This is a genomic window from Ruegeria sp. HKCCA0235A (genome assembly GCF_013033235.1).
GTDB lineage: Bacteria > Pseudomonadota > Alphaproteobacteria > Rhodobacterales > Rhodobacteraceae > Ruegeria.
The window spans coordinates 155789-175575 of the sequence record NZ_WQDQ01000008.1; the positions used below are offsets into that span (position 1 = coordinate 155789).

General features: G+C 58.2%; 24 protein-coding genes. 13 read left to right on the top strand and 11 right to left on the bottom strand.

Features of this window, described 5'->3' with window-relative positions:
- Window positions 1–2: 2 nt before the first annotated feature.
- The 7 genes from GOW56_RS15000 to GOW56_RS15030 all read left to right on the top strand — a co-directional run bounded on the left by GOW56_RS15000 (window position 3) and on the right by GOW56_RS15030 (window position 6910).
- On the top strand, window positions 3–1322 hold the full coding sequence (locus GOW56_RS15000) for an MFS transporter (RefSeq protein WP_171206379.1): 1320 nt from the start codon (window positions 3–5) through the stop codon (window positions 1320–1322).
- A gap of 52 nt (window positions 1323–1374) precedes the next feature.
- Entirely contained in the window at window positions 1375–1803 is a 429-nt protein-coding gene (locus GOW56_RS15005; protein WP_152459759.1) for an Lrp/AsnC family transcriptional regulator, read from the top strand.
- Between the two features lie 73 nt (window positions 1804–1876).
- Window positions 1877–2575 (top strand): transglycosylase SLT domain-containing protein, encoded by a 699-nt coding sequence (locus tag GOW56_RS15010; protein WP_371807914.1) that lies wholly within the window; start codon window positions 1877–1879, stop codon window positions 2573–2575.
- A 69-nt stretch (window positions 2576–2644) separates the two neighbouring features.
- Window positions 2645–4672, top strand: a complete 2028-nt coding sequence (flhA, locus tag GOW56_RS15015; RefSeq protein WP_174831865.1) for a flagellar biosynthesis protein FlhA — start codon at window positions 2645–2647, stop codon at window positions 4670–4672.
- Window positions 4669–5442: a flagellar biosynthetic protein FliR gene (locus GOW56_RS15020; RefSeq protein WP_171206381.1), complete on the top strand. Its 774-nt coding sequence runs from the start codon at window positions 4669–4671 to the stop codon at window positions 5440–5442. The genes flhA and GOW56_RS15020 overlap by 4 nt, the downstream gene beginning before the upstream one ends.
- Entirely contained in the window at window positions 5439–6527 is a 1089-nt protein-coding gene (gene flhB / locus GOW56_RS15025; RefSeq protein WP_171206382.1) for a flagellar type III secretion system protein FlhB, read from the top strand. The genes GOW56_RS15020 and flhB overlap by 4 nt, the downstream gene beginning before the upstream one ends.
- Window positions 6524–6910 carry a hypothetical protein gene (locus GOW56_RS15030; RefSeq protein WP_171206383.1) on the top strand — a complete coding sequence of 129 codons (387 nt, stop codon included), beginning with the start codon at window positions 6524–6526 and terminating at the stop codon, window positions 6908–6910. The genes flhB and GOW56_RS15030 overlap by 4 nt, the downstream gene beginning before the upstream one ends.
- A 33-nt stretch (window positions 6911–6943) precedes the next feature.
- On the opposite strand, the gene GOW56_RS15035 is transcribed toward GOW56_RS15030, so the two are convergent.
- From GOW56_RS15035 to GOW56_RS15075, 9 genes are read right to left on the bottom strand one after another with little or no spacing between them, the layout of a single operon-like run.
- Window positions 6944–7450, bottom strand: a complete 507-nt coding sequence (locus GOW56_RS15035; RefSeq protein ID WP_171120138.1) for a flagellar basal body-associated protein FliL — start codon at window positions 7448–7450, stop codon at window positions 6944–6946.
- Between the two features lie 9 nt (window positions 7451–7459).
- Window positions 7460–8191 carry a flagellar basal body L-ring protein FlgH gene (gene flgH, locus GOW56_RS15040; protein WP_152459754.1) on the bottom strand — a complete coding sequence of 244 codons (732 nt, stop codon included), beginning with the start codon at window positions 8189–8191 and terminating at the stop codon, window positions 7460–7462.
- Window positions 8191–8607 carry a flagellar basal body P-ring formation chaperone FlgA gene (flgA, locus tag GOW56_RS15045; protein ID WP_171206384.1) on the bottom strand — a complete coding sequence of 139 codons (417 nt, stop codon included), beginning with the start codon at window positions 8605–8607 and terminating at the stop codon, window positions 8191–8193. Before flgA ends, flgH begins: the two co-directional genes overlap by 1 nt.
- The gene (flgG, locus tag GOW56_RS15050; RefSeq protein WP_171206385.1) at window positions 8607–9392 is read right to left on the bottom strand and encodes a flagellar basal-body rod protein FlgG; all 786 of its coding nucleotides are present in this window, start codon (window positions 9390–9392) and stop codon (window positions 8607–8609) included. Before flgG ends, flgA begins: the two co-directional genes overlap by 1 nt.
- A gap of 21 nt (window positions 9393–9413) precedes the next feature.
- Window positions 9414–10124, bottom strand: a complete 711-nt coding sequence (locus GOW56_RS15055) for a flagellar hook-basal body complex protein (protein WP_171206386.1) — start codon at window positions 10122–10124, stop codon at window positions 9414–9416.
- The gene (locus GOW56_RS15060; protein WP_152459750.1) at window positions 10124–10396 is read right to left on the bottom strand and encodes a flagellar biosynthetic protein FliQ; all 273 of its coding nucleotides are present in this window, start codon (window positions 10394–10396) and stop codon (window positions 10124–10126) included. Before GOW56_RS15060 ends, GOW56_RS15055 begins: the two co-directional genes overlap by 1 nt.
- Before the next feature lie 4 nt (window positions 10397–10400).
- Complete coding sequence (fliE, locus tag GOW56_RS15065) at window positions 10401–10691, bottom strand: flagellar hook-basal body complex protein FliE (RefSeq protein WP_171206387.1); 291 nt, start codon at window positions 10689–10691, stop codon at window positions 10401–10403.
- A 12-nt stretch (window positions 10692–10703) separates the two neighbouring features.
- Window positions 10704–11090: a flagellar basal body rod protein FlgC gene (gene flgC / locus GOW56_RS15070; protein WP_170345698.1), complete on the bottom strand. Its 387-nt coding sequence runs from the start codon at window positions 11088–11090 to the stop codon at window positions 10704–10706.
- An 11-nt stretch (window positions 11091–11101) separates the two neighbouring features.
- Window positions 11102–11515, bottom strand: coding sequence for a FlgB family protein (locus GOW56_RS15075; protein ID WP_174831858.1), 414 nt, complete (start codon window positions 11513–11515; stop codon window positions 11102–11104).
- 60 nt (window positions 11516–11575) lie between these two features.
- On the opposite strand from GOW56_RS15075, the gene GOW56_RS15080 reads away from it, so the two are divergent.
- From GOW56_RS15080 to GOW56_RS15105, 6 genes are all read left to right on the top strand, one after another.
- On the top strand, window positions 11576–12916 hold the full coding sequence (locus GOW56_RS15080) for a FliI/YscN family ATPase (protein ID WP_171206388.1): 1341 nt from the start codon (window positions 11576–11578) through the stop codon (window positions 12914–12916).
- An 82-nt stretch (window positions 12917–12998) separates the two neighbouring features.
- The gene (locus tag GOW56_RS15085) at window positions 12999–13838 is read left to right on the top strand and encodes a flagellar motor protein MotB (protein WP_171171814.1); all 840 of its coding nucleotides are present in this window, start codon (window positions 12999–13001) and stop codon (window positions 13836–13838) included.
- Between the two features lie 91 nt (window positions 13839–13929).
- Entirely contained in the window at window positions 13930–15225 is a 1296-nt protein-coding gene (locus tag GOW56_RS15090) for a flagellar hook protein FlgE (protein WP_171206389.1), read from the top strand.
- Between the two features lie 32 nt (window positions 15226–15257).
- Window positions 15258–16709, top strand: a complete 1452-nt coding sequence (gene flgK / locus GOW56_RS15095) for a flagellar hook-associated protein FlgK (RefSeq protein WP_171206390.1) — start codon at window positions 15258–15260, stop codon at window positions 16707–16709.
- Between the two features lie 2 nt (window positions 16710–16711).
- Complete coding sequence (locus GOW56_RS15100; RefSeq protein WP_171206391.1) at window positions 16712–17719, top strand: flagellin; 1008 nt, start codon at window positions 16712–16714, stop codon at window positions 17717–17719.
- The gene (locus tag GOW56_RS15105) at window positions 17716–18810 is read left to right on the top strand and encodes a flagellar basal body P-ring protein FlgI (protein ID WP_171206392.1); all 1095 of its coding nucleotides are present in this window, start codon (window positions 17716–17718) and stop codon (window positions 18808–18810) included. The genes GOW56_RS15100 and GOW56_RS15105 overlap by 4 nt, the downstream gene beginning before the upstream one ends.
- Window positions 18811–18864: 54 nt before the next feature.
- Here GOW56_RS15105 and GOW56_RS15110 read toward each other — a convergent pair whose 3' ends face one another.
- On the bottom strand, window positions 18865–19509 hold the full coding sequence (locus tag GOW56_RS15110) for a DUF1523 family protein (RefSeq protein ID WP_152459741.1): 645 nt from the start codon (window positions 19507–19509) through the stop codon (window positions 18865–18867).
- Between the two features lie 10 nt (window positions 19510–19519).
- A complete protein-coding gene (locus tag GOW56_RS15115; RefSeq protein WP_170345707.1) occupies window positions 19520–19786 on the bottom strand; it encodes a hypothetical protein in 267 nt (88 codons plus the stop codon).
- Between the last annotated feature and the right edge of the window lies 1 nt (window position 19787).

Genomic DNA, 19787 nt, shown 5'->3' on the forward strand with positions numbered 1-19787 from the left:
CCATGCTGAGTATTCTGAAACACCGCACCTACCGCCACCTGTTCGCCGCCCAAATCGTTGCTCTGACCGGAACCGGGCTGGCCACCGTGGCCCTTGGGCTGCTCGCCTTTGATCTGGCCGGGAATGCTGCGGGCCTTGTCCTTGGCACGGCACTGACGATCAAGATGGTGGCTTATGTCACCGTTGCACCGCTCGCCGCTGCTTTTGCCGAGCGTCTGGATCGTCGCAAGATGTTGGTCGTGCTGGACCTGATCCGCGCAGCGGTTGCAGTATGTCTGCCTTTCGTGACCGAAGTCTGGCAAATCTACGTGCTGATCTTCGTGCTCCAATCGGCGTCGGCGGGCTTTACGCCCGCCTTCCAGGCCACGATTCCGGACGTTCTGCCAGACGAAGCTGAATACACGCATGCCTTGTCACTGTCACGCCTGGCCTACGATATGGAAAGCCTGCTGAGTCCCATGTTCGCCGCCGCATTGCTGCTGCTGGTCAGCTTCAACAGCCTGTTCTGGGGTACCGCGCTGGGTTTTGTCGCATCGGCATTGCTGGTTGTCTCGGTCGTGCTTCCGTCACCGAAGCCAAGCCGACCCCGCGGCATCTATGACCGCACAACACGTGGCATACGTATCTATCTGAAAACACCCCGGTTGCGCGGGCTGCTTGCACTCAGCTGGAGCGCGGCGGCGCTGAGCTCGATGGTGATCGTGAACACCGTGGTCATCGTGCGTGCCAATCTGGGCCTGTCGGAAAGCGCCGTGGCCATTGCCCTGGCCGGGTTCGGGGGCGGATCGATGCTGGCGGCCTTTTCCTTGCCCCGCCTTCTGGATCGGATCGAGGACCGTCGGGTCATGGTCGCGGGCGCCGCTTTTGCCACTGGTTCCATGGCCGTCGCCGCGATGCTGGCCGCAATTGCTCCTCTGTCGCTCGGGTTGCTGACCGCGTTGTGGGCATTCACCGGTTTCGGATATTCCACCACCCTGACACCCTCGGGCCGCCTTTTGACCCGGTCGGCCCACCCCGAGGATCGCCCTGCCGTCTTCGCCGCACAGTTTACCCTTTCGCATGGCTGCTGGCTGGTTCTTTACCCGCTGGCAGGGTGGCTGATGACCGTGTTTGGTCCGACCGTGACACTCAGCAGCATGGCGACGCTGTCCGTGGCCGGCGTCGTCGGTGCAATCGGCCTTTGGCCGCGCCTCGACCAGGAAGCGATCACCCATGATCACCCCGATCTGCCGCCCGATCACCCACATCTGGCCGGGTCAGGCCCGCACGCGCATCCGATCATCATCGACGATCTGCACCCGCGCATCCCGCGCGAACCCTGAGCGGGCGCTTGGACCTGATCTCAACCCGCAATGACCACAAACCAGAGCCCCAATGGACCAGCTTGACCGTCGCATCATCGCCGCCCTGCAAGCCAACGCACGCGCCTCGACCACGCAGATTGCGACCACGCTGGGTGTGGCCCGGACAACCGTGCACGAGAGAATAAACCGGATGGAACAGCGCGGCCTGATCGAAGGATATTCCGTGCGCCTAGGGTCCACCGAAGACACCCCGAAAGTGCAGGTCATCGTCATGCTCGAAGTGCAGCAAAAGGAAACCAGCCGGATCATCAAGCGGCTCGAAGCCTACCCCGAAGTCAAACTGTGCCTGTCGATCAACGGAGAGTTCGACCTTATGCTGTCCGCAGAGGCGCCGAGGCTGGAGGATCTGGACATTCTGGTCGATGACCTGGCGAAAATTCCTGGTGTCTTGCGCACCAATACCAGCGTTGTTTTCGGGCGCAGGATAGATCGAAACTGAAGCGGCGATAACTCTCTGTAAACCGATCGTTGGCTAGCTTGGCCGGGAGAGATCAGAATCCCGGACCGGCAGAATGCCAAATCAGAAATTCCCGCTGTTACTCATGTTGGTGCATGTGCTTTTGGCGCAGGCAGGGTTTGCCATGCCAGATGCCAAAACCGGTGACCTGTGCGATCATGCCGCGCGCCGCGCCGCTTTGTCCGAAGGCGTGCCCCTGGACGTGCTGCGCGCCATCTCGCGCGTTGAAACAGGGCGCAGGCTGGACGGCCGGTTGCAGCCTTGGCCCTGGACGATCAACGTCGGCGGTCAGGGATACTGGTTCAAGTCCGAGGTCGAAGCCAAGGCCTATGCGTTCAAAATCTTCAAATCGGGCACCCGCAGCTTTGATGTCGGCTGTTTTCAGATCAATTATCGCTGGCACGGCAAAGCCTTCCGTTCGATCGACGCGATGTTCGATCCAGATGAGAACGCGACCTACGCCGCCCGGTTCCTGAATGAACTCCATGCCGAGCTTGGATCGTGGCCCGCAGCCGCGGGGGCTTATCATTCCCGCACGGCACCCCTTGCCGAAGCTTACAAAGAGCGGTTTCAAACGGTGCTGGCACAGCTCGAAGGGCCCGCCCGAACCCGGGTTGCGGGCACGTCTCGGGATCCGTTCACCGAGGCCGGCCTCCCCTTGTTTCCCATTCCGACGGCCTCGCCCCGCACCGGCGCGCTTGGGTCTCTGGTGCCAGCCGCAGGCGCCGCAACCGCGTTTATCGCCTTCAACTAGGAGTTTCGCGTGCCCAAGGTAAACATCCAGTCGCTGTTTTCGCCTACTGTCCTGCTGGCGATTGCGCTGATGACGGTCATCGTCATGATGATCCTGCCCATGCCAGCCTGGGTTCTGGACGTGGGGTTGGCGGCCTCCTTTGCGCTGGCCATCCTGATCTTCACCCTCACCCTGTTCATTGAACGCCCGCTGGACTTTTCCTCCTTCCCGACGGTTCTGCTGGCGTCTTTGATGTTGCGCCTGTCGCTGAATGTGTCGTCGACGAAATTGATTATCGGGCAGGGGCACACTGGCCCGAATGCGGCAGGAGACGTGATCGAAGGTTTTGCCAGTTTCGTCATGGGCGGCAGTATTTTTCTTGGCCTGGTGGTGTTCGGCGTGCTGCTGATCGTGAATTTCATGGTCATCACCAAAGGCGCCGCCCGCATGGCCGAAGTCGGCGCGCGCTTTGCGTTGGACGGGATGCCCGGCAAACAACTTGCGATCGACAGCGACATGTCCGCCGGGGCAATCGATCATCAGCAGGCCAAGGAACGGCGAGAGCTGGAACAGCAGGAGACGACATTCTTCGGTTCGCTCGACGGTGCGTCGAAATTCGTGAAAGGTGACGCTGTCGCCGGGCTTCTGATCACGTTGCTGAACCTTGTCATGGGCCTGGTCATGGGCGTCGTCGTACATGGAATGCCTCTGGCCTCGGCGTTCGAAACCTATGCCATTCTGACCGTCGGCGACGGGTTGGTGTCCCAAATTCCCGCCGTCATCATTTCCATTGCGTCCGCCCTGCTGCTGGCACGGGGCGGCACGCAGGGGGCCACGGACAACGCCATCTTTTCTCAACTTGGCCGCCACCCGGCAGCATTGTCCACCGTGGCGGTGCTCATGGTCCTGTTCGCTCTGGTGCCCGGTCTTCCTTTTCTGCCGTTCATCCTCGGCGCGGCCATTCTGGGATACGCGGCTTACAATGTTTACCGAAAGCAGCATGACGCAGACGCGTCGGCAAACTTGCCCTCGACCGAAACCGAAGCGCCGACATCCCAAGCTATCGGCGACATCCTGGACCTGGATGATGTCCATCTGGAGTTCGCGCCGGATCTGGTCAGCATGGTTCTGAATCCTGGCACGGGGCTGGACGCTCGTATTGCCAATATGCGGACCTATGTGGCGTCGACCTTTGGCCTGATCCTGCCCGAAATCCGCCTGACCGACCGCGCCGACCTGCCGACCGGAACGTATGTGACCAAGGTTCAGGGCGTCGAACAGGCACGCGGTGTCTTGCATCCCGATCTCATCCTGGCGCTCGTGCAGGACGGGTTTGACCTGCTGCCGGAGGGCAATGACGTGACCGAGCCGGTCTATGGTGCTCCAGCGCGCTGGATCCTGCCGAAAGATCAGGAGGACGCCGCGCTTAGCGGTGCCACCATAGTTTCACCGCCCGAGATTCTTGCCACCCATCTGCTGGAGATCATCAAACAGAACTTCTCGCGCCTGCTGACACTGAAATCCCTCCGGCGCCTGCTGTCGGAAATGACGCGCCTGAGCGACCCGGTACGCGCCGAAGCCAACCGCAAGCTGCTGGATGAACTGATCCCCGACAAAGTTCCGATCGACACGTTGCACGCTGTTCTGCGCCTGTTGCTCGACGAACGTGTGTCGATCCGGAACATGGCGCTGATCCTTGAAAGTGTCGCCGAGGCGCGGCTTACCACAACCCAGCCCGAAGGCATCTGTGAACTTGTGCGTCAGCGTCTTGGCTTTCAGCTGGTCGCGGACATGAAGCGCGAGGATGGTTCGATCCCTCTGATCCAGTTGGCCCCGGAATGGGAGGACACGTTCGCCTCTTACCAGATTGACGCCCCTAATACCGGCATGGATGTCGCGCTGCCCCCGAACGTGTTCAACAAACTGGCCGACGGAGTCGTGAGCACCATCGCCAAATCCGCTGACAACGGTCTGTTTCCGGCCGTCGTGACCTCGACCCGGCGCCGTCGGTTGCTGCGCACCGTCATGCAGGCACGCGGCGTGTCCAACCCGGTTTTGTCCTTCGAAGAAATCGGGCTGGAAGCCAAACCTGCCTTGGTCGGAACTGTTGCAGCGTGATTGCCCTGCCGCCAGAGATGCTGTCGCAGCTGGCCGAAGCAATCTGGCAGGCCTTTGTCGTGTTTCTGCGCGTCTCCGCTCTTGGCTCGCTGCTTCCAGCTTTCGGGGAGCGCAGTATTCCGACACGGGTAAAGCTTGGTGCTTCCGTTGCTTTCACGCTGATCATACTGCCCGCTGCGCCCCCCGTCAGAATTGATCCCAGCCTTTGGACGATCGTGCGGCTGGTCGGCACCGAAGTTCTGATCGGGCTTGTCCTGGGGATAGGCCTGCGCCTGTTCGTTCTCGCGCTGCAAACCGCGGGGTCTATTGCGGCTCAGTCCACGTCATTGTCGCAACTGCTGGGTGGCGCGGCGGCCGATCCGGTCCCCGCCATGGGATACCTGCTGACCCTGGCAGGACTGACACTTGCCGTAATCATGGACCTGCACATCCGGGCCGCGCAGTTCCTGATCCAGAGTTATGCCCTGTTCCCAATAGGGCTGGCACCTGATGCCGCGGATGCGTCGCGCTGGGGATTGCATCAGGTCGCCAACAGCTTTGGACTGGCTTTTGCACTGGCAACGCCGTTCGTCATCGCCTCTTTGATCTACAACCTGGCACTTGGGGTCATCAACCGGGCAATGCCCCAGCTGATGGTGGCCTTCGTAGGCGCTCCTGCAATCACCTTCGCCGGGCTGTTTCTGCTGTTCGCCGGTACACCGCTGATCCTGTCCGTGTGGGCTGACGCGCTGGTTGCCTTCTTCACCAACCCGATAGGAGCGCAAAGATGAGCGCAGGTGATGACGACAGCGACAAGTCATACGAACCAACACCGCAAAAGCTGCTGAAGGCGCGCGAGAAGGGTGAGGTTCCAAAATCCAACGACTTGTCGGTTGTGGCGGCATATACCGGGCTTCTGATCGCCCTGCTCACAGTCGGTCAATACAGCGTCGAGCATATGGGCACCGGGTTCATGGTTCTGATCGATCAGTCCGACGCATTTGCACGGCTTCTGACGGATGGGCCATCGCATGCTCCGGTTGCGGGGGTATTGAAAAGTGCCCTGCTGCCTGTTGCTTTGCTGTTCTGCCTTCCTGCGGCGGCTGTTCTGCTGAACTTGATCGCCCAGCGCGCGCTGATCTTTGCCCCAAGCAAATTGAAACCAAAACTTTCGCGTATCTCGCCGATTTCGAACGCAAAGAACAAGTTCGGGCGGGGCGGGTTGTTCGAGTTTGCCAAAAGCACCACCAAACTGTTGATCTACGGCACCTGCCTTGCACTGTTTCTGAAGGCCAATCTAACCGAGATTCTGTCTGCCAGCGCGGCGCCGGCAAAATCATCCATTCTGCTGATGATGAACCTGCTGTTTCGCTTTCTTTTCATCGTGATCGCAATCGCACTGGCCATCGGGGTTGTCGATTTCCTTTGGCAATTTGCCGAGCACATGCGCAAGAACCGTATGTCGCGCAAGGAGATCATGGATGAAACCAAGGATGCCGAGGGCGACCCCCATGTCAAACAACACCGGCGCCAGCGCGCACAGGAAATCGCAACCAACCAAATGTTGGCAAATGTTCCAGGCGCGGATGTCGTGATCGTAAACCCCACCCATTATGCTGTGGCGCTTAAATGGACACGGGTTGCGGGCAGCGCCCCGGTTTGCGTTGCCAAAGGGGTGGACGAAATCGCCGCCACTATCCGATCCGCCGCAGGAGAAGCAGGCGTTCCGATCCATTCAGACCCTCCCACAGCTCGCGCCCTTCACGCGACCGTGGACATAGGTCAGGAGATCGCCGAAGAGCACTATCGTCCTGTTGCCGCCGCGATCCGGTTTGCCGAAGCGATGCGAAAACGCGCGAAGGAGCAAGTTCGATGACTCAGACGCAATTACCCGATCTGGAAAAAGTGACCAACGCAGCGTTTCAGAAGCAATTTCAAGCGCTGCGACCGATCCTGGAGGCCGAGGCACGGATCAAGCAGCAACTTGCCAGATTGGACGGTCAACTCCGTCAGGCGCGCCAAGACAGCACCAAGGTCGAAGGCTATCAGGTTTCAGGGACCGACGTACTCTGGAATAGTTGGGAGTCCGCGACGCGGAGACAATTGAACCTGCAACTGGCACGAACGCGCGCGCAGAAACTGGCCGGAATGGAAGCTTTACGTACTGCCTTTGGGCGAAAACAAGCGGTGGAAAAATTGCGAAAGAAAGTTCAGCAGGCAAACCGAAAAGCAAATGCCAAAAAGCACTTCGGGCCATAGCTTGACCGACCCGGAGTATCGGGCCGGTCAGTGTCAGCTGTCTTGTCGGTTTACACTCAGGATCAGCACTTTGGACACGTCGTCGCCAAATTCTTTGCGCGCCACTTCCAGCAAGGAATTCCGCAATACATCCAAGTTCCCGGATTCTGTAAAAGCCCCGTCAAAGCCGCCCGTGTTTGCATGGTCAAAAAGAACCTGAAGAAAGCCATCCCTGAGTTTAGGCTCGATTGCATAAAAGGTTTCTGTAATGTCCGGGTTCGCCTCAAGGCTCAGCGACAGCGTTACCATGGCTTCGATCTGGTCGTCTTTTACAACGGGGACGACGAATTGCTTGGTCATTTTCAGATAACCAAAGCTTTCCCCCTCGCCTTTTTCCTTTGATTTCCCGGTTTTTTTGCCGGCCGACTTATCCTCTTTGACTGCTTCTTTTTCGGCAACGGCAGTTTCAGGTTTTTTTGCAGGTGCAAGAACCAGACCCGCGCCAATACCCGCGCCGAGTCCAACAATCAGAAAAATCACGGGAATCAATTTCGCGACCACGATCTCACCTCAGAACGGCAAAAGGGAATCAAGAACTTGCTGACCATAGCGGGGTTGCTGGACATCCGTTATCTGCCCTCTGCCGCCATATGACACGCGCGCTGACGCGATTTTGTCATAGGTTATTTCGTTTTGCCGCGAGATGTCCTGCGGGCGGACATATCCCGTCACAAGAAGCTCTCGCAGTTCGAAGTTGACCCGCAACTCCTGCGATCCCGATATTGAAAGAACTCCGTTCGGCAACACATCCAGCACTGTTGCGGCAACACGCAGAGTCAGTTTTTCGTTTCTCCTGACGGATCCCCGGCCAGAGCTCGAGGAATCCGCTTCAATCGAAACGGCTTCATCCAATGACGCGCCCTGGGGCAGGTTCTTTTGCACGCGCTGAGGCAGGCCGAAGAGGCTGGGGACTTCGAGGGTCTCGGACCCAGATCTGGATCGTCTGGTATTGTTCGAAATTTCTGCCTTCTCGTCCAGCTCGATGACGACGGTCAGGATGTCGCCTTTCTTGATCGCCCGCTGGTCGCCCAGCAACGAATGCTGCCCGCCGCTCCACAAAGAGGACCGGTCGACGTTTCGCTGGGGTTGGGTGTGCAATGGCAAACCCGGCCACAACATTGCAACCTGTTCCGGGGAATCCTCGTTGGGTGTGAAACTTGGCGGTTTGCCCAAATGATCCATTCGTCCACATGCGGACAAGGCAAAAGCCGTCAGTACAAGGGTTTTTGGCAATCCGTGCATCACTGTACCTCGATTTGACCGTCCGGACGGATTCGGCCTGTTACGGTTGTTCGGGATGAAAGGTTCATGACCCGAATGCGATCCCCCGCCGCGCCGCGCCCCAAGGCCCGGCCCTCGGTGGTGATCGACAAGGGTTGGCTGCTGAACACCAGCACGACCAGATCGTTTCGATCCACGATGGCAGGTGGCCCGACATCAGAGCCGCGAATTGGCCGACCGGGGTAGAGCGCCACCCGGGCCTCTTGTCCGATCAGAAGATCAGGGTCTGAAATTGCATCGGCAACATCTGTTGGCTTCAACTCGAGATCGGCCGCAGAAATGACTTCCTTGGCCCGTATCGTACGTGTCGGCACCACAATTTCAGCCTGGGCGGCAATTGGCGCCAGAAGCACCAGAGAAAGAACCAGAAGTCGCATCACCGTACCTGCGTTGTCGCGCTCATCATCTGGTCCACCGCCGTGATGACTTTGGCATTCATCTCATAGCCGCGTTGCGCTTCGATCAGCTCGGTAACTTCGCGAACGGCGTCAACCGAACTGTCTTCCAGATAACCCTGTCGCAAAGTTCCCAGACCGTCTGCGCCCGGCGTACCCAGAACTGGAGCACCCGAAGCTTCGGTTTCCTTGAACAGATTGCCTCCGACGGCTTCCAGGCCTTTGGCGTTCGAAAAACTGGCCAGCGTAAACTCCCCAAGCAACTGACCTTCGGGGGAATCGTCAAAATACGCATAGACTTCGCCCGACGCGTTGATCGAAACAGAACGCGCATCGTCAGGGATGGTGATTTCCGGCGAAACCGCAAATCCGTCAGAGGTGACGATCAGGCCCTCTGCCGACCGCTTCAAACTGCCGTCGCGCGTATACGCGGCCTGACCGCTGGGCAAGGTCACCTCCAGATATCCGCGACCTTCGATTGCAACATCCAGATCGCTCCCGGTGGCCGACAAGGCCCCTTGTTCCAATTGCACTGTCACCGCTGCCGGTCGCACACCCAGACCCAGTTGAATACCCGTGGGCAGAACCGTTCCGTCCGACGCGTTCACGGTGCCGGCCCGCGCCATCTGTTGATAATGCAGGTCGGCGAATTCGGCCCGTCGGGCGTTGTAGCCGGTGGTGTTCATATTCGCGAGGTTGTTCGAGATCGTCTCGACCCGCATCTGTTGCGCTGTCATCCCGGTGGCAGCAATTTTAAGGGCCCGCATGTCCAACTCTCCTCATCCAAATCAGCGCATCAGCGCCTTGAGTGCTCCACGCACGCGCTCATCTTCACTCTCAAGAAAGCTTTGCCCCAGCTCATAGGCGCGCTGGATTTCCACCAAACGGGTCACTTGCTGAATCGCATTCACGTTTGACCCTTCGAGAAAGCGATGCAAAACTACCGGCTCGTCGACCGGCTCAATTGCACCGTCGGTGCGGAAACGAGTGTTTCCTTCGCGTACAAGTTCGTTCGTATCGGCGACGTTGAAAACGCCCAGCTGACCCAGAAGCTGACCATCGACACTCAGCGTTCCGTCGCTGCCGACATCGATTGACGCCGCATCAGGCGGGATGAACACAGGCGCGCCATTGGCATCGAGCACGCGCGCGCCATCCATTGAAACCAGATCGCCATCGGCATTGGGAGAAAAGCTGCCAGCCCGCGTCAGCCGGTTGCCATCCTGGGTTTCGACCAAGAAGAAACCGTCGCCTTCGATGGCAAAATCAAATTGCCCGCCGGTTTGCGTCAGCACGCCTTGTTGCATTGACGTATTTCGCGCCTCGGCCCGGCTCATGGAGAGGGAGGGGCTGTTCGGCATATCTCGAATGTATTCCGAGAACACCAGCCCCTGCTGGCGATAGCCGGTCGTGTTGGCATTTGCGATGTTATTCGCCACCAGGCGCATTTCGTTCATCAGCCCGGACTGGCGGGACAGGGTGACATAGGCGGTGTCCATCAGCGACCTCCTGCGATCAATGGAACAAGCGTACCGGTGAAAAACGTAACAAGGGTCTGAGTCATGAACCCCATCGAGATCCAGAACACGACGACGATGGCGATCAGTTTGGGAACAAAGGTCAGTGTCATTTCCTGTATCGACGTCAGGGCCTGAAACAGACCAACGATCAGGCCTGACACCAGAGCAACTGCCAGAATCGGGACCGATGTGATGACGGCGATCCAGAGAGCCTGACGTACGATGTCATAGAAAAGACCTTCGCTCAGCATGGTATCAGACCGGCATCCGAAGGATTTCCTGATAGGCCTCGACCACCTTGTTGCGAACGATCACAGCTGTCTCGACGGCCAGTTCGGTCTGTGCCAGCGCCTGCACCAGCGCGTGCGGGTCGGCTTGCCCGACCATCGCGGTCTGCGACATCTGCTCGCTGTGTTTCAACGTGGAGGCAAAGTCCTGAAAACTTGCCTTCAGCCCCTGCACCATGCCCAGGTGATCGGGGTCGGCCTGGGTTGCAGGACGGGCGCCGGCATAATTCTGCGCGGCGGTCAAGGATCGGATGTCCATTCTGGCTGTCCTTTATTTTCTGAGCAGTTCCATCAATGACGACGACATTTGCCGTGTCTGATCGAACATCTTGAGGTTAGCTTCGTAGCTCCGCTGCGCCTCACGCGCGTCGGCTATTTCGATCATCAGATCGACATTCGATCCCAGATAGTGACCACTGGCATCTGCCATCGGGTGGCCGGGGTCGAAAATTCGTGTCAGGTCGCGTCGATCAAGCTTTACGCGGCCAGCTTGCACCACGTTCTGACCATCTTTTTCTATGGTCTCAAACGGCACCGTCTTGCGCCGGTACCCGGGCGTATCCGCATTCGATATGTTTTCGGACACGTGGCGCAGCCGGGCTGCCTGCGCACGCAGGGCGCTGGCGGATGCCGCAAGTGAGTGGGAAAAATCGCTCATCCTCGGCCTCCTTATCCACGTCCCAGACTGGTGCGAAGGATGTTCATCGAGGAATTGTAGATCGCCAACGCGCGGTCGTGCTGTCGTTTGACCTCGACCGATTTCAGCATCTCTTCTTCAAGCGATACGCCGTTGCCATTTGGATCACCCGACGGAGCGGCCTGGTGCTCTGCCCAAGGCTGCGTACCCGTACCGCCATGCAGATGACCCCGCCGCGTGGCCATCATGGTCACTTCGCGTCCCGAGTTTTCAAGTGCTTTATGGAAGGGGTCGATATCGCGCGGCTGGTAGCCCGGCGTATCCGCATTGGCCATGTTGCGCGCAATCACCGCCTGCCGTTGCCCGGCATGGGTTGCCATTGCGTGCGCGGTCTTAAGGACGTTCAAGTCATAGAACACCGGGGCTTCTCCCTCGATCAATTTCAATCAAGGCTTAACCCCGATTCCTTTAGAAACCGTTTTCAGAACTCAGTTGGAGAACCCACAATGTCCGATCTCGACCCTATGCTTCTGAAACATGAATTCGACAGGATGACTGCGGTCCGTCATGTGGGGCTGGTCAGCGGAGTTGCAAAAGGGTTGATCGAGATCAGCGGCCTGAACAGTCACGCGCGAGTTGGCGACCAACTTACATTGCAGCGGCGCTCGGGGCCTGATCTTTCCGGTGAAGTTCTGCACGTGGATGCAGATCACGTTCATATGATGCCAGGCGCCGCACCAGATGGTGTCAGTCTGGGGGACCGCGTGTATCTTGACCCTTCTCCCGGCTTCGCACCGGGCCTGCATTGGTTCGGGCGCGTCATCGATCCTTTTGGCAAACCACTGGACGGGAAACCTCTGCTAAACGGGGCGCAGGACCGCGATATCATGCAGGCCCCGCCGCCTGCCGTTTCGCGCAAACCGTTGGGACAGAGAATGCCCACAGGTTTGTCCGTTCTCAATACAATGCTGCCGATTGTACGTGGTCAGAGAGTCGGGTTGTTTGCCGGATCGGGCGTTGGGAAGTCCACACTCCTATCAACCCTCGCACGCTCCATACAGGCCGACGCAGTCGTGGTCGCTCTGGTTGGTGAACGGGGGCGCGAAGTGAATGAGTTTGTCGCCCACGCGGTCGGTCCAGAAGCCATGAGACGGACCATCGTCATTGCTGCCACCTCGGATCAGTCGGCCTTGTCCCGCAGGCGTTGCGCGTGGTCGGCAATGTCGGCAGCAGAATTCCTGCGCGATCAGGGCCTGAACGTTCTTTTTCTGGCCGATTCTGTGACCCGTTTTGCCGAAGCGCACCGGGAAATTGCCGTCGCAATGGGGGAATCGCCATCTCTGCGCGGGTATCCGCCTTCGGTCACACCCCTGATTGCCAACCTGTGCGAACGCGCTGGTCCGGGCGCACAAGATCAGGGGGACATTACGGCTGTGTTCAGCGTTCTGGTGGCCGGGTCCGACATGGATGAGCCTGTCGCGGACATTCTACGCGGCGTGTTGGACGGGCATATAGTGCTTAGCCGGGACATTGCTGAACGCGGGCGTTTCCCGGCGATTGATCTCAGCAGATCTGTATCTCGCAGCTTACCAGTCGCTGCATCTGAGGCAGAGAACCAGATGATCAACGAAACCCGCAAACTTGTTGGCAGCTACGAACAATCCGAAGTCATGATAAAGGCCGGGCTGTATTCAGAAGGATCAGATCCGCTCTTGGATCAGGCCGTGCGCGTTCATGAGGAGTTGGACGCATTTTTCGGCAAACCCGATTCCGAAGGAATTGAAAACAGCTTCAACCGCTTGTCCCTGATTCTGCGCCGTGCCTCGGCCGGCCTGCCGCGTCAGTGAACTCGGAACAGTTTTAAGTATTAAGGCCGCCTTAAGACCTGCACTGCTATTCCGATAGTCGGGTGATAAAAAGGTGGTGGAGATGGGTGCGCAAACCAATGCGGCGCCAATCATCATCAAGAAGAAGCGTGTATCGGGTGGCGATGGCCATCACGGTGGCGCGTGGAAAGTCGCGTATGCCGACTTTGTGACGGCCATGATGGCCTTCTTCATGTTGATGTGGCTGCTGAACGCAACAACGGAACAGCAACGAAAAGGGTTGGCGGATTATTTCGCGCCGACAATCCCGCTAAGCCCGGAATCCGGCGGCGGGGACGGGGCGTTTGGCGGCGACAGCATGCTGTCTGAAGAAGTGCTGCTGCGGGACGGTCAGGGTGCCACGACCACGCACCCGACCGAATCGCATCAGGCTCGTGGCTCGATCGGAGTGAACGCCGTGGGCGGCGACAAAGGGGCCAAGGAAGATTTCTCTACCCTGGAGGCGCAACTGCTGGGGCGCACGGGTGAAAGCGAGGTCTCGGACAAACTGCTCAAGCATATCGTCACACGGGTCACCGATGAAGGATTGGTGGTGGAACTGTTCGACACCGACGATCAGGCATTGTTCGAATCGGGTTCCGACAAGCCAACCAGCTTTCTGCGGTCCCTGGCCCTGATCATCGCCCGAGCCTCGGATCTTGTCGTCAATTCGATCGCCGTCGAAGGGCATGTCAGCGCGTCTCCGGTTGTGCAGGCGCGCAACACTGCCTGGGAACTGTCCACGGCAAGGGCCCAAAAATTGCGTCAATTGCTACAGGACAAGGGCGTTGCGGCACAAAGGATGGATCGTGTTACGGGCCATGCAGACCGAGAATTGTTCGCCGACAATCCCATGGCTGCGCGGAACAACAGGATCGAAGTGATCTTTCTGCGCCAGCCCTAAATGATAGAGCGTATTTTACATGTTAGCGCGCTGTTAAGGGGCAGCGCGTTACCTGTTGCATCAAAGACGGACGCAACAGAAGGGCGCACCCATGACCATTTCCTCTTCGCTCAATGCCGGTGTGGCGGCGCTGAAAGCCAATGCCAACAGGTTGGCGACGATTTCCGACAACATCGCGAATTCTTCAACCTACGGGTATAAACGGGTCGAGACGGATTTTCATTCAATGGTCACGTCGGGCCAGGGTGGCAGCTATTCGGCAGGCGGCGTACGGACGACAAGCCAGCGCATGATTGATCAACGCGGGCCCCTGGTGACGACCAGCAACTCAACCGATCTGGCAGTTCGCGGGCGCGGCATGCTGCCTGTGCGCCCCAGTTCGCAGATCGGGAATAGTTCGAACGAGATGCTGCTGACAACAACCGGGTCGTTCCGAACCAACGAAGAAGGGTATTTGGTTACCGAATCCGGCCTTGTTCTTCTGGGGTGGCCCGCGGCACCCGATGGCACTATTCCACCGGTTTCGCGAGATACTCCCGCCGCGCTTGAACCCATTCAGCTGAGCGTGAACCAGCTGTCGGGTTCACCAACCACAGAAATGAAACTGCGTATGAACCTTCCGGCCACGGCGACAAATGCGGGCGCGCCGGGCGACGTTCAACCTTTGTCGGTTGAGTATTTCGATAATCTCGGCAAGTCTGAAAGCGTCGATATCCAGCTGATCCCAACTGTTCCCGCAACCGGCAGCAGCAACGAATGGACCATGGTCTTGCGTGACTCGGCGTCGGGTGGCGCGGTCATCGGTGAATACACGCTGACATTCACCGACAACCGAACGGCAGGCGGCACTCTGGCCAGCGTCACACCTGTTTCTGGCGGAGCTTATGATCCAGCAACGGGCAGTGTCATGGTCAACGTCGCCGGCGGAGCGATGGAGGTCAATATTGGCCTGATCGGGGATGCAGACGGGATAACCCAATTGTCCGACACGTTCGCGCCTGTTTCGATCACACGTGACGGTTCTGCCGTGGGAACAATGACCAGCGTTCAGGTCGATGAGAGAGGATATGTCTACGCGTTCTACGACACCGGCGTCAGTCGCCGGATGTACCAGATTCCGTTGGCAGATGTCCCCAATCCCAACGGTTTAACCGCGTTGGACAGCCAGACTTACGCGCCTTCCCGTGAAAGCGGTACGTTCTTTCTTTGGAATGCCGGCGAAGGCCCGACCGGGGATCTTGTTTCTTTCGCGCGTGAGGAATCCACCACGGATGTAGCGACCGAGCTGACCTCATTGATTCAGACGCAACGTGCTTACTCCTCCAGCGCCACGGTGATCCAGACGGTGGACGAGATGTTGCAGGAAACGACAAACCTGAAACGTTAATCCAGCTCTGACCCAAAGAAAGGAGCGGCCTCATGAACATGTCGACAGCACTCAATAACGCATTGGGCGGGCTGACTGCGGCCAGTCGCGGGGCCGCTGTGGTGTCCGGAAACATCGCGAATGCGCTGACCCCCGGCTATGCGCGCCGGTCCCTAGAACTTGCCACAAGCCCAATTTCCGGAAATGGCGTACGCACCGTTGGCGTGATCCGGCATCAGGATCCGGTTTTGACCGCCAACAGACGTTCGTCTGATGCCGAACTCGCCTTTCGGTCGGACGTTTCAGATTTTCACGCACGGTTCGAACAACTGGTGGGGTCTCCTGATGACGGCCCTTCGCTGTCTACCCGTCTGTCCTCGTTGGAAAACGCCTTTATCACGGCGGCCAGTCTGCCTGACTCGATCGAACGGCTGGATCAGGTTGCGCGCTCGGCCCGCGATCTGACCAACGAGCTGAACGCGGCGTCCGAAGGCGTACGCCAGGCACGCTCGGATGCTGATCGAAAAATTGGCGCCCAGATCAACACCCTGAATCAGACTCTGAAAGATATCGAAGACCTGAACGCCAAGATTCCCGCCATTCAAAACTCTGGCGGTGACATCGGTGCCCTGCTGGATCAGCGGCATGTCCTGATCGACCAGGTCAATACCCTGATCCCGGTCAATGTCGTGCCGCGCGCCAATGATCAGGTATCCCTGTACTCGGAGGGCGGGCTGATCCTGCTGGAAGGCACGGCCTCGGAGTTCACTTTTTCCACGACCGGCGAAACAAAATCTCACATGACCGTGGCAAATGGTCTGTTGTCCGGTCTGGAGATGAACGGCAACCCGGTACGGACAAGCGGAGACAACGCTCAAATCCGCGGCGGGGCACTGATGGCGCAGTTCACCATCCGCGACGACTTGGCAGTCGAGGCGCAGGGTCAGCTCGACACGGTTGCAAGGGACCTGATTGAACGATTTGAAACGCCCGGTTTGGATTCGTCGGCTCTTGCGACAGATCCTGGTCTGTTCACCGACGATGGCAACCGATTTGATCCTGCATCTGTTGTCGGGCTGGCATCACGGATTTCACTCAATTCAACCGTGGACCCTGACAATGGCGGGGACAGTTGGAAACTGCGCGCGGGTCTGGGTGCCGCAACTCCGGGTGACCCCGGGCAGGCTGCTCAACTGCGCGCGTTCGGGAACATATTGAACGACGCACGTCCGGTACCCGGCGGGCTGTTCGGCACGGGAAACATGCGCGCTGCCGAGTTGACCGAGGCCCTGTTGTCGAAAGCGGGCGCACACGCCCATGCCGCAGATCAACGCAAGACTTTTGCAAACAGCTTCCAGCAGCAAATGGCGCAGATCGAGGCCGCGCAGGGAGTAGATACCGATCAGGAACTACAGCGGCTCATGCAGGTCGAACAGACATATGCCGCAAACGCTCGTGTCATCTCGGTTGTTGACGAGCTTATGGAAACTCTTCTGAGGTTGTGACCATGAATATCACTTCTATCGGCGATTTGGCGCGAGGAATGACCTTGCGAACCCGCGCAACAGATATCAAAACCCAGATCGAAACCCTGTCTTATGAAATGTCCACCGGGCGGGTACAGGACGTGTCGGGGCGGCTTGGCGGGGATTATTCGCAAATTCTGGATCTCGACCGCAGCCTCGCCAGACTCGACGCCTTTGGCATCGCAACGTCCGAAGCGGCCCTGTTTACCAATACCATGCAACTGAGCCTGAAAACCTTCGGAGATTCGGTCGGAGACATGACCGCGTCTTTGCTGGCTTACGGAACTGCCAATCAGCCCGTCAATCATGAACAAGCGTCCCAACAGGCGAAGAATGAGCTGGACACGATGATCTCGGCACTGAACACGCGCGTAGGAGGGCGCAGCCTGTTTTCCGGTACCGCCACCGATGTGTCGCCCCTGCAATCTTCGAACGATCTTTTGACGGCGCTGAAATCGCAGTTGACGGGGCTTGCCACGGTCGCTGATATCAGGCTGGCGGCAGAAAACTGGTTCAATGACCCAGCCGGTTTCGACGCCGTGATTTATCAGGGGTCAAACAGCACCCTGTCTCCGATGCAGATTTCGGAAAACGAAAGCGTCACGCTGCCGATCACGGCAACGGATCCGGCGTTCAAGGCCGCACTCAGGGACGTCGCCGTTGCGGCGCTGGCCACCGACAGCGCATTGGCACTTTCGCCCGATCAACGTACCGCTTTGTTCACGGAGTTAGGGGTCGATCTGGCCAACGCACAGGATGCCACTGTCAAGCTCCGGGCAAAGGTCGGGGCGGCCGAAGCCCGCATCGAAGAGGCGGCAACACGCAACTCCTCGGCCCGGACCAGCCTGGAATTCAGCCGGAACGAACTGATCGCGGCCGATCCTTATGAGACGGCAGCGAAACTGCAAACGGTGCAATTTCAGCTGGAAAGCCTGTATTCCGTAACCGTTCGCAATGCGAACCTGTCGCTGGTGAACTTTCTGAGATGAGGGCGCTGATATTTCTCCTGATTTTCCTTCCCGGCATGGCTTGGGCTGGGACAATCCGTCTCAAGGACCTCGTGGATTTTGACGGTGTAAGGGGCAACGATCTGGTGGGTTACGGCCTGGTGGTCGGCTTGAACGGAACCGGCGATGGGTTACGAAACGCGCCTTTCACCGAAGAAATCATGTCCAACATCCTCGAACGTCTTGGCGTCAACGTCACCGGTGAGGATTTTCGGCCCAAAAACGTGGCAGCGGTATTGGTCACGGCCAGCCTGCCGCCTTTTGCACGGGTGGGGGGTCAAATCGATGTAACGGTTTCAGCCATAGGCGATTCAAGCAGCCTGTTGGGTGGAACATTGATCATGACCCCGCTTAACGCAGCCGATGGCCAAATCTATGCGGTCGCGCAGGGCACAATCCTTGCAGGTGGCGTTTCGGCTGAAGGAGAGGCAGCCTCGGTCGTGCGTGGGGTGCCAACTTCGGGCGTGATCCCATCCGGTGCAAGGGTCGAGCGTGAAATTGACTTCGATTTGTCAACTCTCACTCAGATGCGCCTTGCACTCAGAGAGCCTGATTTCACCACAGCCGCGCGCATCGAAACCGCGATAAACACTGAGTTCAACAGAGCCGTGGCAATCATGCGGGATTCCGGCACGGTTGAGATCAACGTCGCGGCGACGCAGGCGCTTTCGACAGCCCACGCCATAGGGCGTATCGAAAACATTCTGGTCGAACCTGAATCGAAAGCGCGCGTTGTTGTCGATCAGCGCTCTGGCACCATTGTCATGGGGCAGGAGGTCCGAATTTCGCGTGTTGCAGTGTCTCAAGGCAACCTGACTCTGACGGTTCAGGAAGCACCGATTGCGGTGCAGCCCAACCCGTTCGCCAGAGGTGAAACAGTGGTCGTGCCACGTACAATCGCAGGGATCGAGGAAGAAGAGGGAACCGGCCTCGCCGAAATCCCCGAGGCCACCACGTTGTCCGAGGTTGTCGCAGGTCTGAACGCGCTTGGGGTCTCGCCTCAGGACATGATCGACATTCTGAAAACGATCAAGGCAGCAGGCGCGCTGCATGCGGAATTCATCGTCAGGTGAAGGGCACGGCCGGCTGGATGGGCGCGCTGCTGGCACGCCCGCCAAAGCTTGTATCTATTTCGATTTCCAGCTGTCCAGCCAGCGCCGAAATCTGTTGTGTCGCTCTTCTATGGCGTCACCCGCCGCATATAGGCCGTCTTCCACGTTTTCGATCATCGGATCAATCCGTGCTTGCCGGAACCTGCGCCAACGCACCCATATCGCCCAGACGAACGCCGCAAAGATCGTCAGGAAGATGATATTGAACCAGGGAATGATCCGAACATCCGGCCCTTCAACGTCTTTGATGAAAATGGCGTTGGGAAAGATCGACATGAATTCGTTGCGCCACCCGTAGTGGGTTACGACCACCCATTTCGGGTTTTCTTTGGTGGATTTCGCATCATTGGCCTCGGTATACAGGTTCGCCGTGTCGAACTTGAAATACGGGGGCCATCCCCAGCCGGTATCCTCATTTCGGTACACGATGGGTTTTCCATTGGCCCGCACCGCCTGAATGAACTGCACATCCCGGTTGGACAGGCTGGTGGATTGATCTTCCGGCTCTGACCAGAAGATCCGGGTCCAGTCGTTCAGATCCTGCCGTTCTTCATAGGTGTTGACGATGCGCACAATGTCATGCTGGGGCAGAGAATATTGCAGGATCACGGCAATCGTGCCCCAGAAAATGATAATGAACGCCCATTTCACATAGGCCATGCCTAAACCCTCACATGTAATTCACGATGTAGATCAGCGCGCCAATCGCCACCCACGGCACGATATAGACACCCAGGATCAGTTTACGCCGAAACGAGTTGTCATACACATGCAATCCGCGTTCGACAAAGGCTTCTTTGTTGCCCGTCTTGCCCTTTTCGTCCCACCAGTTTTCCAGTTTACGCCGGCGTATGCCGCGCGAGTAGAAAGACAGCCCGACATAGGCAATCGTCTGGATCACCAGCAAGATCAGCAAAAGGCGCAATAATCCAAACATT

Bases quoted from the DNA above. Each gene is read 5' to 3' on its own strand.
- GOW56_RS15005 (WP_152459759.1), top strand. From the start codon at position 1,375: ATGGACCAGCTTGACCGTCGCATCATCGCCGCCCTGCAAGCCAACGCA.
- GOW56_RS15010 (WP_371807914.1), top strand. From the start codon at position 1,877: ATGCCAAATCAGAAATTCCCGCTGTTACTCATGTTGGTGCATGTGCTT.
- GOW56_RS15110 (WP_152459741.1), bottom strand. From the start codon at position 19,509: ATGGCCTATGTGAAATGGGCGTTCATTATCATTTTCTGGGGCACGATT.
- flhA (WP_174831865.1), top strand. From the start codon at position 2,645: ATGACGGTCATCGTCATGATGATCCTGCCCATGCCAGCCTGGGTTCTG.
- flgG (WP_171206385.1), bottom strand. From the start codon at position 9,392: ATGCGGGCCCTTAAAATTGCTGCCACCGGGATGACAGCGCAACAGATG.
- GOW56_RS15055 (WP_171206386.1), bottom strand. From the start codon at position 10,124: ATGGACACCGCCTATGTCACCCTGTCCCGCCAGTCCGGGCTGATGAAC.
- GOW56_RS15100 (WP_171206391.1), top strand. From the start codon at position 16,712: ATGAATATCACTTCTATCGGCGATTTGGCGCGAGGAATGACCTTGCGA.
- GOW56_RS15090 (WP_171206389.1), top strand. From the start codon at position 13,930: ATGACCATTTCCTCTTCGCTCAATGCCGGTGTGGCGGCGCTGAAAGCC.
- flhB (WP_171206382.1), top strand. From the start codon at position 5,439: ATGAGCGCAGGTGATGACGACAGCGACAAGTCATACGAACCAACACCG.
- flgK (WP_171206390.1), top strand. From the start codon at position 15,258: ATGAACATGTCGACAGCACTCAATAACGCATTGGGCGGGCTGACTGCG.
- GOW56_RS15030 (WP_171206383.1), top strand. From the start codon at position 6,524: ATGACTCAGACGCAATTACCCGATCTGGAAAAAGTGACCAACGCAGCG.
- GOW56_RS15000 (WP_171206379.1), top strand. From the start codon at position 3: ATGCTGAGTATTCTGAAACACCGCACCTACCGCCACCTGTTCGCCGCC.
- GOW56_RS15105 (WP_171206392.1), top strand. From the start codon at position 17,716: ATGAGGGCGCTGATATTTCTCCTGATTTTCCTTCCCGGCATGGCTTGG.
- GOW56_RS15060 (WP_152459750.1), bottom strand. From the start codon at position 10,396: ATGCTGAGCGAAGGTCTTTTCTATGACATCGTACGTCAGGCTCTCTGG.
- GOW56_RS15085 (WP_171171814.1), top strand. From the start codon at position 12,999: ATGGGTGCGCAAACCAATGCGGCGCCAATCATCATCAAGAAGAAGCGT.
- GOW56_RS15080 (WP_171206388.1), top strand. From the start codon at position 11,576: ATGTCCGATCTCGACCCTATGCTTCTGAAACATGAATTCGACAGGATG.
- fliE (WP_171206387.1), bottom strand. From the start codon at position 10,691: ATGGACATCCGATCCTTGACCGCCGCGCAGAATTATGCCGGCGCCCGT.
- flgH (WP_152459754.1), bottom strand. From the start codon at position 8,191: ATGCACGGATTGCCAAAAACCCTTGTACTGACGGCTTTTGCCTTGTCC.
- flgA (WP_171206384.1), bottom strand. From the start codon at position 8,607: ATGCGACTTCTGGTTCTTTCTCTGGTGCTTCTGGCGCCAATTGCCGCC.
- flgC (WP_170345698.1), bottom strand. From the start codon at position 11,090: ATGAGCGATTTTTCCCACTCACTTGCGGCATCCGCCAGCGCCCTGCGT.
- GOW56_RS15115 (WP_170345707.1), bottom strand. From the start codon at position 19,786: ATGTTTGGATTATTGCGCCTTTTGCTGATCTTGCTGGTGATCCAGACG.